This window comes from Streptomyces sp. SS7 (assembly GCF_037993025.1).
In the GTDB taxonomy this organism is placed as follows: Bacteria; Actinomycetota; Actinomycetes; order Streptomycetales; family Streptomycetaceae; genus Streptomyces.
The window spans coordinates 2,068,105-2,084,231 of record NZ_CP141223.1; the positions used below are offsets into that span (position 1 = coordinate 2,068,105).

The 16,127-nt window shown below is 73.0% G+C and carries 11 protein-coding genes; 4 read left to right on the forward strand and 7 right to left on the reverse strand.

Going from position 1 to position 16,127, the window contains the following annotated elements; translation table 11 throughout:
• Window positions 1–20 precede the first annotated feature (20 nt).
• Both U5640_RS09255 and U5640_RS09260 read left to right on the forward strand, forming a co-directional pair.
• A complete protein-coding gene (locus U5640_RS09255; RefSeq protein WP_340375311.1) occupies window positions 21–770 on the forward strand; it encodes an alpha/beta fold hydrolase in 750 nt (249 codons plus the stop codon).
• A complete protein-coding gene (locus U5640_RS09260; protein WP_340375312.1) occupies window positions 754–2,517 on the forward strand; it encodes an acyl-CoA dehydrogenase family protein in 1,764 nt (587 codons plus the stop codon). Before U5640_RS09255 ends, U5640_RS09260 begins: the two co-directional genes overlap by 17 nt.
• Here the strand turns inward: U5640_RS09260 and U5640_RS09265 are convergent.
• Window positions 2,514–3,314 carry an RNA-guided endonuclease TnpB family protein gene (locus U5640_RS09265; RefSeq protein WP_340375313.1) on the reverse strand — a complete coding sequence of 267 codons (801 nt, stop codon included), beginning with the start codon at window positions 3,312–3,314 and terminating at the stop codon, window positions 2,514–2,516. The genes U5640_RS09260 and U5640_RS09265 overlap by 4 nt on opposite strands.
• 178 nt (window positions 3,315–3,492) lie before the next feature.
• On the opposite strand from U5640_RS09265, the gene U5640_RS09270 reads away from it, so the two are divergent.
• Window positions 3,493–5,700 carry an amino acid adenylation domain-containing protein gene (locus U5640_RS09270; RefSeq protein WP_340375314.1) on the forward strand — a complete coding sequence of 736 codons (2,208 nt, stop codon included), beginning with the start codon at window positions 3,493–3,495 and terminating at the stop codon, window positions 5,698–5,700.
• Between the two features lie 49 nt (window positions 5,701–5,749).
• On the forward strand, window positions 5,750–6,751 hold the full coding sequence (locus tag U5640_RS09275; RefSeq protein ID WP_340375315.1) for a LysR family transcriptional regulator: 1,002 nt from the start codon (window positions 5,750–5,752) through the stop codon (window positions 6,749–6,751).
• A gap of 56 nt (window positions 6,752–6,807) precedes the next feature.
• On the opposite strand, the gene ccrA is transcribed toward U5640_RS09275, so the two are convergent.
• The 6 genes from ccrA to U5640_RS09305 form a co-directional block, all read right to left on the reverse strand.
• Window positions 6,808–8,154 carry a crotonyl-CoA carboxylase/reductase gene (gene ccrA / locus U5640_RS09280; protein ID WP_340375316.1) on the reverse strand — a complete coding sequence of 449 codons (1,347 nt, stop codon included), beginning with the start codon at window positions 8,152–8,154 and terminating at the stop codon, window positions 6,808–6,810.
• 11 nt (window positions 8,155–8,165) lie between these two features.
• A complete protein-coding gene (locus U5640_RS09285) occupies window positions 8,166–8,999 on the reverse strand; it encodes an alpha/beta hydrolase (RefSeq protein WP_340375317.1) in 834 nt (277 codons plus the stop codon).
• A 69-nt stretch (window positions 9,000–9,068) separates the two neighbouring features.
• Window positions 9,069–10,313, reverse strand: a complete 1,245-nt coding sequence (locus tag U5640_RS09290; RefSeq protein WP_340375318.1) for a cytochrome P450 — start codon at window positions 10,311–10,313, stop codon at window positions 9,069–9,071.
• Window positions 10,314–10,362: 49 nt separating this feature from the next.
• Window positions 10,363–12,153: a beta-ketoacyl synthase N-terminal-like domain-containing protein gene (locus tag U5640_RS09295; protein WP_340375319.1), complete on the reverse strand. Its 1,791-nt coding sequence runs from the start codon at window positions 12,151–12,153 to the stop codon at window positions 10,363–10,365.
• A gap of 27 nt (window positions 12,154–12,180) precedes the next feature.
• Window positions 12,181–14,019, reverse strand: a complete 1,839-nt coding sequence (locus tag U5640_RS09300) for a non-ribosomal peptide synthetase (RefSeq protein ID WP_340375320.1) — start codon at window positions 14,017–14,019, stop codon at window positions 12,181–12,183.
• The gene (locus tag U5640_RS09305; protein WP_340375321.1) at window positions 14,016–16,070 is read right to left on the reverse strand and encodes a condensation domain-containing protein; all 2,055 of its coding nucleotides are present in this window, start codon (window positions 16,068–16,070) and stop codon (window positions 14,016–14,018) included. Before U5640_RS09305 ends, U5640_RS09300 begins: the two co-directional genes overlap by 4 nt.
• Window positions 16,071–16,127 lie beyond the last annotated feature (57 nt).

Sequence of the window (16,127 nt, forward strand, 5' to 3'; positions counted from 1 at the left end):
AGAAGGAACGGAGTCCTCCGATGACCGGCCGAGCATCCCGCTGGCTGCTGCGCAGAAACCCGGGCGCGAAGGCCGCCGTGCGGTTGTACTGCTTCCCGCACAGCGGTGCGTCCCCCAGCGAGTACATGAGGTGGGCGGACCGGCTGCCCGGCATCGAGGTGCTGGGGGTGCAGGGCCCGGGGCGGGGCGGACGTATCGACGAACCGCCGTACGACACGATGGACACGCTGGTCGGCGCGCTCCTGGACGAGGTGGAGTTCGAGGGGCCGTTCGCGTTCTTCGGGCACAGCCTGGGCGCCCTCACGGCCTACGAGGTGGCCCGGGCCCTGCGCGAGCACGGCCGGCTCCAGCCCGACCTGCTGTTCGTGTCCGCCATGGGAGCCCCCCACCTCCAGCCGCACACCCCGCCCACCCACCACCTGGACGACGAACGGTTCCTGCGGACCGTCGAGGCGTTCGGCCCGCTGCCCGCCGACATCCTCGAGGACCCGGAGATGCGGGAGATCGTCGTACGGCTGCTGCGCGCGGACGCCCGCATCCTCGACACGTACCGGCACGTGCCCGCACCCCCGCTCGGCCTCCCGGTGATCGCGCTGGGTGGCGCGTCGGACACCGAGACCGGGTTCCTGCCGGGCTGGGCCGAGCACACCACCCACCCGCTGAGCACCCACGTCCTGCCCGGCGACCACTTCTATCTGAGGGAACAGCGTGCAGAACTCCTCGACATCGTCCGCGGTCACCTCGGCTCCCGGCGTGAGCCTGTCCAATGAGCTCTTCCTCGGCGCCTTCCGCTGGGATCTGATCGCCGCCTTCCCCCGCCAGGACGAGGCCGACCGGCGCACCGGGGACGAGGCCGTCGCCGAATTCACCCGGTTCCTGTACGAGCGCGTGGACCCGACCGGGACCGACCACTCCCGTGAGCTGTCGAAGGCGGTGGTCGAGGAGTTGCGGGACCGGGGCTGCCTGCGCCTGATGGTCGCCCGGGAGGACGGCGGCCGTGGCCTGTCGCCGTACAACACCTTCCGGCTGATCGAGGCGGCGGCGAGCTGGTCGCTGCCGGTCGCGAACGTCATGGGCATCGGGAACGGGTTCGGCGCCGGCGCCTATCTGAAGATGCCGCTGGACGGTCCGCTGCGCGACGTCCTGCGCGCCCACGTCGCGGCCGGCAACGTCTCCGGCCGGGCCGACACCGAACCCGCCGGGGCGGGCAACAGCCGTCAGTCCACCGTCGCGACGCCGGTGGACGGCGGCCGGGCGTACCGGCTGAACGGCGAGAAGGTGTTCATCGGCAACGCGGTGATCGCGGACCTCCTCGACGTCACCGCGACCGTGCACACGGACGAGGGACCGCAGGGCGTGTCGTTCTTCGTGGACACCGCCTCCCCCGGTCTGGAGATAGCCGGCCAGCAGGACTTCATGGGCCTGGGCGGCGCCCCGATCGGCCGGGTGGTCCTGAACGACGTCGAGGTGCCCGCCTCGCGCATGCTCACGGGCCCGGACCTGCGGCGGCTGGCCCGCGAGGTCAAGGAGTTCATCTACCTGGCCCGGACCATGAGCGTCGTACCGCCTTCCCTGGCCGTCTCGCGCCTGTGCCTGCAGTGGTCGCGCGCGTTCACCGGGCGCCGGACCATCGACGGCCGTCCGCTCGGCTCCTTCCCGGAGATCCAGCGGACCGTGGCCCTGTCGGTGGCGGAGACCTACGCCGTCGAGAGCCTGGTCCGCTGGACCCTGCTGAGCGGGGGAACCGATCCGCTGCACGAGCACGCGGTGCTGAAGAACGTCGCCTCCGAGACCTGCTGGCGGATCCTGGAGCGGACGATGGGGCTGCTCGGCGGCGAGGGCTACGAGACGGCCGCCAGCAAGGCCCGGCGCGGGGTCCAGCCCCTGCCGCTGGAGCGGTTCCACCGCGACGCCCGTGGGCTGCGGATCTCCGGTGGCGTCGACTACCTGGTGGACCTCCTGGCCGGGCAGATCCGCCTCACCGACTGCTACTACGACCGGACGTACCGGCAGGCCCCGCCCGGGGACGAGGCCGAGGCCGCGCGGCGCATCGCCGAGACGCTCGGCGGCCCGGGCGCCGGGCACGTCGCCCATGTCACCGCCCAGGCGGCACAACTGGCCCGTGCCTGCCGCGAGCTGACCGAGCGCCATCCGGACCGGGCGGACGGCTTCCGCCACCAGCACACCGTGCTGACCCTGCACGGCATCGCCAACGAGCTGCTCACCATGGGCGCCGTCCTCGCCCGCTCGGCCGCCGAGGACCCCACCGGGGCCGCCGGCACCCGGGAGCTGGCCGACATCCACTGCGCGGCGGCTCGGCGCCGGCTGACCGGGCTCTGGGAGCAGCTCGACGAGGGCTGCGCCGAGCAGTACGCCGGGGTGGCCGCGCGGTGGCTGGGCGGCCACGCCCACGAGGAACTGCTCGGGGACGTCCTGACCGCCGTGCCACCGGCCGGGAATCACCCGCAGCAGCAAGCAGCAGCAAGGAGTCCACTCTTGACTTCCTCCCCCGCCTAAAGGCGGGAGATTCCAGCGGTCGCCCGCTGGGGTTCCTGCTTCACCGACGACCGCCCCGTCCGGGAGGACTCCCGTTGAGGTCTTACACCGTCTCCACAGGCAGACGCCGCCAGCCCGGCGGCCAGGATGGTGCGTGCCGCGTTCACGTCACGGTCGTGCACCGCCCCGCAGTGGTCGCACGTCCACTCGCGGACGTGCAGCGGCAGCTTCGCCGCGACCGTGCCGCAGGCCCCACACAGCTTCGAGCTGGGGAACCACCGGTCGATCACGACGAGTTCGCGCCCGTACCAGGCACACGTGTACTCCAGCAGGGAGCGCAGTTCCGTCCACGACGCATCGGAGATGGCGCGCGCGAGCTTGCCGTTCTTCAGCAGGTTGCGGACGGTGAGGTCCTCGATCACGACCGTTTGGTTCTCACGGACGAGTCGGGTCGACAGCTTGTGCAGGAAGTCGCGGCGCCGGTCGGCGATCCGCGCATGGACCCTGGCGACGCGGCGCCGGGCCTTCTCCCGGTTCGCCGAGCCCTTCGCCTTCCGCGACAGCTCACGCTGCGCGCGGGCCAGACGGGCACGGTCACGCCTCTCGTGCTTCGGGTGGGCGACCTTCTCCCCGGTGGACAGGGTCACGAGGGAGGTGATCCCGGCGTCGATGCCGACCGCGGCCTGCACGTAGGAGACGCGGCGCTGCTCGCCGTGCCAGGCTCGCGTGCGCTCCTCCAGCGCCTTGTTGCAGACGAGGCGGACGCAGCCGAACGTGCGCGACAGCTCGGCTGCCTGCTCGTCCGTGCCACAGCTCACACCGTATGAGATTCCGTGTGAGCGACGGGTGCCGGCCGGTGGACGGTGCACGCCGGTCCGCCCAGGCGGCGAACCGGCGCCCCCTGCCCTGCTCCGCAGGAGCTTCGATTCTCCCCCGCAAGCGGGAGGTACCCCCACCCCGGCCTGAAAGCCGGGACATCCACGAAGGAGAGACCCGATGACCGATCCGGGCCTGCCCCACGGTCCCCGCGCCGCGACGGCCTCCCCCCTCCTCGACGGGCCCGGCGCCCCGGCCCTGCCCGTCGATCTGCCCCGCCAGGCCGCACCGCCGACCGAGCGGTGGCTGGCGTTCGAGGTGTCCGCGGAGGAGGCGACCGCGTGCGAGAAGACGGCGGCCGAGTCCGGCGCGACCCTGCACACGGCCCTGCTCACGGCCTTCGTCGCGGAGCTGGCGCGCTGGTCGGGCCAGTCGGACTTCGCCGTCGGGGTGCCCGGTGGGCTCCTGCGGGCGCAGGTGGCGCCGGCCGCGTCCTTCCGGAGTCTGCTGGACGCGACCGGGACGTCGCTGGACACCCTCGCGGACCCGCCGGCCACGACGGCCGGTGCGGACGGGCCCGGCACGGCGCAGGTGGCCTTCGCCCGGGACGGGGCGCTCGTCGGGGTCACGGGCCACGGCCTCGCCCTCGCGTACGTGCCGCGCGAGGACGGCGGCCTCGGCTTCCGGGCGCACTACTCGGGCGCCGTGTTCGAGGAGTCGACGGTGGCGGCGATGACCCGGCGGTACCGTCTGCTGCTGCGCACCGCGTCGGAGCAGCCGGACGCGCAGCTGCACCGGCTGCCGCTCCAGGAGGAGCGGGACGAGGTGTACGTGGCCGGGCTGGGCGTGGGTGCCCCGCTGACAGGGCGTCCGGCGACCGTGCTGGAACGCTTCGCCGCGGCCGTCGGGGAGCGACCGCGCGCCGTGGCGGTCGTCGACGGGGACACCGCCCTGTCCTTCGCGGAGCTCGACCGGCGTGCGGAGCACCTGGCCCGGCGGCTCGTCTCGGCGGGAGCCGGCGCGGAGTCGGTGGTGGCCGTCTGCCTGCCCCGCTCGGCCGACCTGCTCGTGGCGATCCTCGGCGTGCTGCGCGCCGGCGGGGCCTACCTCCCCCTGGACCCGGCCTACCCGGTGGACCGGCTGGCCTACATGCTCGCCGACAGCGGCGCCGGGACCGTGGTGACGAGGGAGGGCGTCCTGCCGGACGGGGTCCGCCGCGAGAGCGTCGAGGTCGTGCATCTGCGGGGCGACGAGAGCGCTCCGGACCCGGCGGAGCCCCGGGGCGTGCGCCGCCCCGTCCACCCGCAGCAGTGCGCCTACGTCATCTACACCTCCGGGTCCACCGGCCGCCCCAAGGGCGTCCAGGTCTCGCACGCCTCCCTGGCCGCCCTGCTGGCCGGGCTGGAGGAGTCGGGCACGATCCGTGCGGGGACCGGCCGGGTGGGATGGAACGCGAGTCCGTCGTTCGACGCGTCGGTGCAGCAGTGGATCCGTGTCGCGCGGGGCGACACCCTCGTGCTGTTCGAGGACGCCGTACGGCTGGATCCGGGGCGGCTGGCCCGGGCCCTGGCCGAGGAGAGGCTGACCGACTTCGACATCACCCCCTCGCACCTGGAGTACGTCCTGCCGCGGCTCGGCCCCCGGCTCGGCGTCGGCAGCGGGCTGCGGCTGTGGGTGGGCGGCGAGTCCCTGTCGCCCACGCTGCAGCGGCGCCTGGGTGAACTGCGGGACCGGTGCGACGCCGTCAACGTGTACGGCACCACCGAGACCACCGTCGACACCACCGCGGCGCTCGTGCGGGCCGACGGGCCGGCCCACCTCGGCACGCCGCTGCCCGGCCAGACGGTCCGGGTGCTCGACGACCGGCTGCGGCACGTCCCGGCCGGGGCCACGGGCGACCTGTACGTCTGCGGGCCGGGGGTCGCCCGCGGCTACCTCGGGCGGCCGGGTCTCACCGCGGCGGCCTTCCTCCCCGATCCCTGGGCCGGTGACGGCTCACGGATGTACCGCACGGGGGATCGTGCCCGCTGGACGGCCGACGGCCGCCTGGAGTTCCACGGCCGGGCCGACCACCAGGTGAAGATCCGCGGCTACCGGGTCGAACTGGGCGAGATCGAGGCCGTGCTCGCCGAGCACCCGCAGGTCCTGGAGTGCGCGGTGGTACGCCGACGACGGGGCGACGGCTCCCTGCTCGACGCCTACGTACGGCTGACGGCCGCCGGCACGGTCGAGCAGGTGCGGGAGCGGGCCGAACGGCTCCTGCCGCAGTGGATGCGGCCCGCGACCTACACCCCGCTGCCCGCGTTCCCGCGCACCGTGGGCGGCAAGCTCGACCGGGCCGCCCTGGCCGACCGGGGCCCCTCGCCCGTGCCGGTGACCGCAGCATGACCGAACGTCGGTTCCACGGCAGCACCTGCCGAGAACAAGGGATCCCCGTATGAGCAACCGGCCGGATTTCAGCCTCACCCAACTGCTCTACTTCGCCACCATCGCCGAGACCGAGAGCATCTCCGAGGCGGCGATGCGACTGCACGCGTCCCAGTCCGCGGTGTCCTCCGCCATGCAGCGGCTGGAGCGTCAGCTCGGCGTCCAGCTGCTGCTGCGCCAGCGCGCCAAAGGGGTGGTGCTGACGCCGAACGGGCGGCTGCTGCTGAACGACGTGCGCAAGATCCTGCGGCAGGCCCAGGACCTGAAGGACTCCAGCAGCCTCCTCCAGGAGATGGCCACGGGCCACCTCGAAGCCGGCTGCTGCAGCACGATCACGCCGTTCCTGATGCCCAGGTCCCTGGCCCGCATGGAGGTGACGCACCCCAGGCTGCACGTGAGTGTGCACGACACGCAGACCCCGTTCGACCTGCTGCGGAACGGGGTGTGCGAACTGGTCGTGACCTACGGTTTCTCCTCCGCCGAGGACATCGTGTTCACGGAGCTGGCGACTCCCCCGCTGTCCGCGCTCGTCTCCGAGGCGCATCCGCTGGCGGGCGAGCCGAGTGCCTCGCTGGCCGACTTCACGGACCTGCCGCTGCTGATGCTGAGCCTGCCGCACACGGGCGCGCACCACGCCTACGCACAGCGGATCTTCGCGCACAGCGGGATTCCCATGCCACGGGTGATCCACGCGACGGGGCTCGAATCGCTGCGCGGGCTGGTCAGCGCGGGGGTGGGCTTCATGCTCACCCACCAGCCGCACTCGGCGCACACCCTGGACGGGGGGCGGGTCGCCCGGGTGCCCATCGCCGACGACCACCCCGCCCTGCCGATCGGGGTGCTGACGATGGCGGGCGTCCGCCCGAGCCGGCGGGCGGAGTTCTTCATCGACGCACTGCGGGTGGCCGCCCGGCAGGTGTACGAGCCGGTGCGCGGCGCGCTGTACGAACTCGACGCGCCACCGCCCCCCGTCCGGCAGGTCCGCCCGCACCGGGTTCTCGGCCTGGCGTGACACCGGGCCCCGGAGGGCGTGCGCGGGACGGGCCGCCGGACGGGGGGACGGCGGTCTCAGCGGGAGGTGGCGGTGAGACCGCGCAGCGGGTTGAGCCGGTCCTCCCCCAGCCGGTCGCGCAGGTCGGGGTCGGTCACTCCGAGTCCCGGCTCCGGTGCCATGCAGAGCACCGCGACCTTGCCGACCTGCCGGCTGGTCTGGACGACCCGGCACGCCTCGGCGGCCTCGGCGAGCGGGTAGACGGCCGACATCGCCGGGACGACGGCACCGCTCTCGAACAGCCGGTTGGTGGCCTGCTGCTCCTCGTGGTTGGCTCCGTGACTGCCGATGATCTTCTTGAGCTTCATCCACAGGTACCGGTTGTCGAAGGTGTGCAGGTAGCCGGAGCTGGATCCGCAGGTCACCACGGTGCCGCCGCGGCGCGCCACGATGACGGAGAGCCCGAAGGTGACGCGACCGGTGTGCTCGAACACGATGTCCGGTTCCCGGCCGGCCTTCTCGACGACCAGCTTGGCCAGCTTCCTGCCGGTCTCGACCACGCGCCGGGGGTCGTCGGCGATGTCGTCGGTGATGCCCAGCTCGGCGCGGTTGATCACCAGGTCGCAGCCCAGGGCGCGCACCGCCGCCTCCTTCTGCGCGGAGCTGACGACGGCCACCGGGATGCCGCCGCCGTTCTTGACGAACTGGATGGCGTACGAGCCGAGGCCCCCGGAGGCACCCCAGATCAGGACGATGTCGCCCTGCTTCATCTGGGCTCCGCGGTCGCTGACGAGCATCCGGTAGGCGGTTCCCGCGCACAGCGGGCTGACCGCGGCCTCCTCCCACGTCAGGTGGGCGGGCTTGGGCAGCAGTTGGCTGGCCCGGACGACGCCGTACTCGGCCAGACCGCCGAAGTTGGTCTCGAAGCCCCAGGCCCGCTGTTCGGTGCCGAGCATGCCGTCGCCGTGGGTGGCGGGCTCCTGCTCGTCGACGTGTGCGGGGTGGACGACGACGTGGTCGCCGGGCTTCCAGCGCCGTACGCCGATGCCGGTGCGTACGACGACGCCGGAGCAGTCCGAGCCGAGCACGTGGTAGGGCTGGTCGTGGCGGGTCGCCCAGCCGCCCTGCCGGGCGTTCTGCTTGAGGAAGTGGAAGGTCGGGATCGGCTCGAACATCGCCGACCAGACCGTGTTGTAGTTGATGGAGCTGGCCATCACCGCGACGAGGACCTCGTCCGGCGCGAGCTCCGGCATGGGCACCTCGCCGAGGCGCAGCGACTTGCGGACGTCCTTGTCGGCGACCCCCTTGAACATGTCGGCGTCCTCGGCCCGCAGGTGCAGGGCCAGGTAGGCGGCGGGCACCGGGGCGGCCTCGATCTCCGCGCCGGACGCGCCGTCCAGTACGGCTCGGGACAAGCTGCTCATGTCTGTCTCCTTCAAGGGCGGGAGGTCTTCCCGTCGCGGGTGTCCGCGAGCGCGAAGTACCTTGAAATGATCTTGTTGACGGTGTCCGGCCGCTCCAGGTACCCGAAGTGCCCCGCGTCGTCGACGACGTCGAACGTGGCGCCGGGGATGCTGTCGGCGAGCTCGCGGCCGTACCGGGGCGGGGCGACCAGGTCGTCGGCGAACGAGATCACGTGGCACGGCACGGTGATGTCCGCGTAGGCGGCACGCCGGTCGGGCATCGGCTGGAGCGCCAGCTGGGCCAGGACACCGGGGCCGGCGGGCGGTTCACGCTCGAAGAGCGCGAGCCAGTCCTGGATCTCCGTCTCGTCGTCCATCGTGCGGGGCGAGAGCATCTGCAGGGCGCGCACCGCCGCGCGGTAGGCCGGGGGGAGGATCACGCCCGAGTCGCCGAGTTCGACGTCGGCCAGGGCCAGGTGGGCCCGCAGCGGGTCCGAGCGGGCGCGGCCGGCCAGCAGCACCGCCCGCCGGACCAGTTCGGGCCGGGCGAGCGCGAGTTCCTGGACGACGTGGGCGCCCATGGAGGTGCCGACCAGCCGGACCGGTTCCGTCGCGAGGTGTTCGATCAGGGCGGCCAGGTCCGCGGCGAGCTCCGTCACCTCGAACCCCTGCGGGCACTCGTCGCTCGGCGGGATGCCCCGGGAGTCGTAGACGCACGCCCGGTAGCCGGCCTCGACGAGGGCGGGCACCTGGTACGGCAGCCACGACGTCCCGGCGGCGCCCGCGCCCGCGACCAGCACGACGGGTTCGCCGAAGCCGTGGCACTCGTAGTGCAGCCGGGTCCCGCCGACCGTCACGAAGGGCATCACGCGGCCCCGGCCGGCCGGCCGTCGCCGTCGCCGTCGCCGTCGCCCGAGCAAGCGGTGGTCATGGAGTCACCCCGTTCGGTCGTCGTCGCGGGCGAGGCCCGCGGGGTCCGGGTGGAAACGGACGGGCAGGCTGTGGAACCCGTTCAGCAGGTTGGAGCGGACCCGCGGCGCCTCGCCGACGCGCTCGAAACCCGTCGTCAGGTCCCGCAGGGCCATGAGCAGTTCGGCTATCTCGACCTTGGCCAGGTAGGAGCCGACGCAGTAGTGGGGGCCGTAGCCGAACGAGATGTGCCTGTTGGGCGTGCGGCCCAGGTCGAACACCTCGGGCCGGTCGAAGACCCGCTCGTCGCGGTTGGCGGAGGAGTGCCACAGCGTGACGATGTCGTTCTCTGCGATGCGCACGCCGCGCACCTCGGTGTCGCGTACCGCGCTCCGGCCGAAGTGCATCGACGGCGACGCCCAGCGCAGCACCTCGTCGACGGCCGTGTCGATCGCGCACTCCCCGTTTCTCAGCCGCCGCCACTGGTCGGGGTGGGCGGCCAGGGAGTACACACTGTCGATCATGGTGAGCCGGCTGGTCTCGTCGCCTCCGATGATGAGGCTGTAGCAGTTGAGGACGACGTCCTCGTCGCTGAGGCGGACCCCGTCGACCTCACTGTGCGCCAGGATGCTGATCAGGTCCTCGCCCGGGGACCTGCGCCGCTCCTCGACCAGGTCCAGGAAGTAGAGCAGGATCTCGTTGCGCGCGACGGCCGACTCCTCCTCGTCGACGCTGTCGTCGTCGGCGCTGAGCGCCGCCTTGTTCAGGGCCAGCAGGAAGTCGCGGTCGCCCTCGGGCACGCCCAGCAGGTTGGAGATCGTGTTCATCGGGATGCGGCTGGCGATCTCCAGGGCGAAGTCGCACTCGTCCCGCGTCACCGCCTCCCGCACCAGCCGACGGGTGTTGGCGCGGACGGCGGCGGCGACGGGCGCGAGGACCCGGGGACCGAGCGATCTCAGCAGGATCTTGCGCAGTTGTTCGTGACGCGGCCCGTCGGTGACCGCGAGCATCTTGCCCCCGCCCGCGTCACCGCCCTCCAGCAGGGTGACGAGGACGTTGCCGCGCTCGGAGGTGAAGTTCTCGTCGTCACGGTGGACGGCCATGATGTCCTCGTGCCGGGAGAGCACCCAGAACCCGGCGCGTTCGCACGTCGGCGGGTTCCAGTGCACGGGTGCGGTGTCGCGCAGTCGGCGCCAGAAGTCGGTGAGGTCGTGGTCGGCGAAGGTGGCGGGGTCGGCGAGGTCGAGGGTGTCGGTGGCGGAAGAGTTCATCGTGGTGCTCCGGCTGGTCGGGGCGGGGCGTCGGCGGCCGGGCCGGCCGTCACCAGTGGGTGCGCCAGAAGCGCCGGCGCGCGAACGGGTAGCCGGGCAGCGGGACCCGGCGGCCGGGCAGGCCCTCGTGCAGTGCGGCGAAGTCCAACCGCTGTCCGCGCGTCCACGCCCGGGCGAGCCGCCACAGGGCGTCCCCGTCGTCCCGCGCGGCGGCGGTGGCGGGGGCGAGTCCGGCGTCGGTGGTGCGCAGTCCTTCCAGGTCCGGACGGGCCCCGGAGGAACCGGAGGCGATCCGGTCGCCGGTGTCGGCCTTGAGCGCCTCGGCCAGTTCGGCCGTGGTGCTGACGACGCACGCCCAGCGCCGGTCCATGATCCGGCGCCCCAGGTTGAGGCTGAGGGCGATGTCGTCGAGCCGGGCGTCCGGGTGCCGGGCGAGCCACTCCCGCAGCGCCACGCGCCGCCGGGCGAGGCCGCGGTCGTCGAGGGCGGAGAGCGCGACGAGCCGGGGCACGGCGGCCTCGGGCTCCCGCTCGGGCAGCGCGGGCGGCTCCTCCAGCACCAGGTGGGCGTTGTAGCCGCCCCCTCCGAGCGCGGTGACGCCCGCGCGCCGGATGCCGGCCCTCGGGACCCAGTCCTCGCCCTCCCACTGGGGCACGAAGGGGGTGTTCGGGAGGTCGAGGTCCTTGTCCACCTCGGTCAGGTTGATCGTCGGCACGAGCCGGCGGTGGTACAGCGAGAGCGCCGCCTTCACGGTGCCGGAGCCGCCGGCGGCCACACCCGCGTGACCGATGTTGCCCTTGACGGACCCCAGGGACGTGGTGCCGGTGTGGTTGCCGTAGGCCATGTGCGCGGCGCGGACCTCCAGGCCGTCGGTGATCGGCAGCCCGAAGGTGTTGGCCTCGTACAGGCCGACGGTGTCCGGGCTCACGCCGCCGACGGCCATGGCGCCCGCGATGCAGGCGCTGAGCCGCTCGGGCTGGGCGAAGCCGTAGGAGACCGAGCTGGCACCGTTGTTGTTGATGGCGGTGCCCTTGACGCTGGCGTAGATGTGGTCGCCGTCGGCGACGGCCTGCGTCAGTGGCTTGAGCAGCAGCGTCGCGACACCGCTGGCGAGCCGCGTGCCCGTGCCGTTGGCGTCGAACGGACGGCAGTGCCCGTCCCGCGAGCCGATCCGGCCCTCCTCCCAGAGGTAGCCGCGGCGTTGCGGGAGCCGCACCATCACCCCGCCGGCCACGGCCATGTCGGTCTGCCCCATGAGCAGCGACTGGCAGGCGAGGTGGACCGAGTAGTGGAAGCCGGTGCACACCGCCGTCACGGTGACCGCCTCGCCGGTCAGCCCGAGGTAGTACAGGGCGTTCGAGGTCATGGTGTCCGTGAACCAGGAGTTGCTGCGGTCCATCACCTCGGGACCGACCGAGGCCCAGTCCGGCGGTGAGCTGTACTGGGCGGGGGTCATGGGGTTGGCGCCCGAGTAGATGCCCACCTCGCCCCGGACGCGGTCCGGGTCGTAGCCGGCGTCCTCCAGGACGTCCCACACGCTCTCCAGGAAGAGGCGGTGCTCCGGGGTCATCAGCGTCGCGACGCGGTCGGTGATGCCGAAGACGGCCGGGTCGAACTCGTCGTAGCCTTCGAGCGGCGCGCAGGCCCTCACGTACGACGGATTGTTCAGCAGCGACTCGTCGCCCTCGATCTCCTCCGTGCTCAGGAAGGTGATGGATTCGCGGCCCTCGACGAGGTTCTCCCAGAACCGGTCCTTGTCGCCGGCTCCGGGGTAACGGCATGCGATGCCGATGATCGCGATGTCGCTCTCGTCGAGTTCCCGCTCGGGGTGCTCGTTCATCGGTCGGTTCTCCAATCGCGGCGGTGTTCAGCCGCCGGTCGGGCGGCCGCGGCGGACCGCGGAGCGGCGGGCCTCTGCGCGGCGCCTGGCTTCCGTGACCGCGTCGGGCGTGGTGTCCTGTCGGCTGTCGTCCAGCCACTGGGCGAGTGAGGCGATGTCCCGGAACCTGAAGAGGTCCGACACCCCCACCCGCCTGTCGAACCGCTGGCTCATCCGCTTGGCCAGCCGCACCAGCAGCAGGGAGTTCCCGCCGAGGTCGTAGAAGGCGTCCCGGACGCCGATGGTCCCCGGCTCGCGGTCCAGGAGTTCGCCCCAGAGTTCGGCGAGCGCCAGCTCGGTCGGACCGGTGGGCGGTTGCTGGGTCCGCGCCGCGACGGGCGCCGGGGGTTCGGGCAGCGCCGCGCGGTCGAGCTTGCCGTTGGGCGAGACGGGGAGTTCGGCGAGGAAGACCACCGTCTCGGGGACCATGTGGTTGGGCAGCGTCTCCTCCAGCCGCCCGGTGATCCGGGCCTGGAGGGCGGCGTCCAGCCAGGGCCCGGTCTCCGCCTCCCGCCCGGCCGGGGGGTCGCTCGGCACGACGTAGCCCACGAGCGCGTCCCCGTGCACCGCGACCGCCGCCTCCTTCACCTCGGGGCAGCCGGACAGCCACGCCTCGGCCTCCTGGAGTTCGATGCGGTAGCCGCGCACCTTCACCTGGTGGTCGGCGCGTCCGACGAACTCCAGTTCGCCGCCGGGCAGGAAGCGGGCGACGTCCCCGGTGCGGTACATGCGCTCGCCGTCCGCGTACGGGTCCGGCACGAAGAGTTCCGCGGTCAGCCGGGGCCGGTTGACGTACCCCCAGGCCAGGCCCTTGCCCGCCAGGTACAGCTCGCCGGGTTCGCCCTCGGGGACGGGGCGCAGTTCCTCGTCCAGGGCGTAGAGGCGGGCCGTGGCGGAGGGGGTGCCGATGGAGGGCTCGCCGTCCTCGTCCGCGGGGACCAGTTTGAAGGTGCAGAAGACGGTTCCCTCGGTGGGGCCGTATCCGTTGAAGACCCGCTCCGTACTCGTCTCCCGGTACACCCGGTCCACGAGCCGGCGTCGTACCGCCTCCCCGCCGAGGACCACGGACCGCAGGGAGGGGGGCAGGCCGCCCGCGTCGAGCAGGCCCGCCATCACCGAGGGGACGGTGTTGAGGTGGGTCACCCGGTGCAGGTGCGGGCTCTCGGGGAGGTGCACGGCGCTGTCCACCAGGATCACGGCGCCGCCCCGGGACAGCGGGGCGAAGATCTCCATCACGGCGAGGTCGAAGCAGACGGAGCTGACGGCCGCGACCCCGCTCAGGTCGCACTCCGCGAAGATCCGGTCCGTCTCGTCGAGCATGGCCGCGCAGCTGCCGTGCCGGATCGCGACGCCCTTGGGCCGTCCGGTGGAGCCGGAGGTGTAGATGACGTAGGCGGTGTCGTCCGGGAGGGTGGCCTCCGGGCGGTGGGCGGTGGGCGCGGGGTCGTCCGTGGCGTCGTCGAGGAGGAGCGCTGTGGGCCCCTGCGGGCAGCGGTCGCGTGCCGTGGACGTGGTCAGCAGCAGCCGGGTGCCGCTGTCCTCCACCATGAAGTGGAGCCGTTCCTGCGGGTACTTGGGGTCGAGGGGCAGGTAGCAGGCGCCCGCGCGCAGGATGCCCAGGATGCCGACGAGCAGGTTCTCGGTGCGCTCGGCGCAGATGCCGACGACGACGCCGGGGCCCGCACCACGGAGCGTCAGCCGCTCGGCGAGGAGCGCGGAGCGCCGGTCGAGTTCTCCGTACGTCAGGACGCCCGTGTCGGTGTAGAGCGCCGGCGTGCGCGGGGTCCGCGCGGCGTGTTCGAGAAACCTGCCGTGCAGGGTGTTCACAGCGCGCTTCCCTTCGCGACGAGGGCCGGGGGCAGCAGTCCGAGTGGTGTGTCCGGTCGGTCGATCGACGTCAGGAGCACGGAGTGGAACCACTCCAGCAAGGTCGTCACGGTTTCCCTTTCCATGAGGCCGGGTTTGTACTGGACCTGGCCGACGACCTCGTCCGCGACGTCGGCCATGGTGATCTCCAGGTCGAACTTCGCGATGTGCCGGCGCAGCGGGACGGGAACCATGGGGAGTGCCCCGGTGGGTTCCTCGGGCTCGCCCACGCCGTGGAACAGCGTGGTGGCGTAGGTGAACGCGTCGCCGGACAGCCAGTTGACGGCGAAGTCGAACCAGGGGGAGCGTCCGTCGGCCCGGGGCGGGTTCAGCTCCCGCGCCAGCAGGTCGAGGGGGTAGTCCATGTGTTCCAGCATCCCGAGCGAGAAGGTGTGGACCTCCTTCAGCAGCCCGCGGAAGCCGATGCCGTCCGTCGGCCTGGCGCGCACGAGTGCCGTGTTGAGGTAGTAGCCCACCGCCGCCTCCCGGCCGGCCTCCCCGCGCTGGGCGACGGCCGTGGCGACCACGGCGTCCTGGGCGCCGGCGTACCGGTTGAGCGTGGCGAAGAAGCCCGCCATGAGGAGCGTGCTGAGGGAGACGCCTTCGCGGGCCGCGAACTCCTTGAGCCGGCGCGTGTCCTCGGCGTCCCAGCGGAACGTCAGGTCCTCGCCCTCGTAGCTGACTCCCGGCGGCCGCACGCCCGCCGGGGCCGCCGGGCCGGGCTCGGGCGGCAGGTCGAGATGAGCGGGCGGCTCGGCCAGGCTCTCCGTCCACCAGCGCAGTGCCTCCTGGGCGCGGGGCCCGGCGAGCCACCGCTGTTCCCAGGCGACGAAGTCGGTGTACGGGGCCACGGCCTCCTGCGGCCCGAGGTCGCCGTGCAGGGCCTGCGCGTAGAACTCCCGCAGGTCGTGCACGACCACGTCGACGGACGCCGCGTCGGCCGCGATGTGGTGGATCACCAGCAGCAGATGGTGGTCCTCCGGTCCCCGGGACACCAGCGCCACCCGGAAGACCGGGCCCTGGTCGAGGTCGAGCGGTTGGTGGCCGTGGTCGACGAGGAGGTCGAGCACGGCCTCGTCGTCGAGGCCGGAGGCGTCCTCGGTCAGGAACTCGTACACGGGGTCCGCCCAGACCAGCTGGTGGGGGCGTCCGCCGGCCTCGGCGAAGGAGGTGCGCAGCGCGGGGTGGCGTTCCACCACCGCGGCCACGGCCCTCTCCAGCGCCTGTTCGTCCACGGGGCCGTGGACCCGCGCGGCGCACATGAGGTTGTAGGCGACCCCGTCGGGCGACAACTGCTGCATGTACCAGAGCGCGGCCTGCCCGTGTCCGGCGGGCGCGACGGTGAACGTCCGGTCCTTCTCCAGCGCGGTGCGCAGGGCCTCGGACGCGGAGGTGCCGTCACCCGCGGGTGCGAGGAGTCCGCGTGCGACGAGTTCGTCGAGGAGCTCCGCCGCGTCGTCGTCGGTCAGGTGCGGGGGTCGCGGGCCGGCGTCGTCCGGTGCCGTCCGGGGCCCAGGGGTCTCGGGCCGCGGTGCGACGAGGGTCAGGACGCGGTCGAGGAGTTCGCCGACCGTGCCGCCCTTGAGGAACTCCACCGGCGACACGCGCTGGCCGAAGAGCGTCTGCATCCTGTTGGTCAGCCGGATCGCCAGCATGGAGTCCAGGCCGAAGTCCTGGAGCCGGGCGGTGGGGCCGAGCAGGTCGGCCGGGACGGCGAGCATCTCGGCGATCTCCCCGAGGACGACGTCCCGGGGTTCCCGCGACCCGGTGGGCGCGGCGGGCTCCTCGACGGCGGCGCCGGTGGCGTCGTCGCGCTCGCGCGGCGCCGCGGGCGTGCCCAGCCAGTACCTCTGCTTCTGCCAGCGCACGAGGGGGGTCTCGACCGCCTGTGCGCCGGCCGGGAACAGCGAGTCCCAGGTCAGGGGCACGCCGTGGGTGAAGAGGGAGGCGACCGAGCCGAGAACGGAGCGGACGTCGCTCTGCCCGCGGCGCAGCGAGTCGACCACGTGCACGGAGGCACCCCGGGACAGCGCGGTTCTCCTCGATGGCGCCGCGCAGGGTCCCGTGCG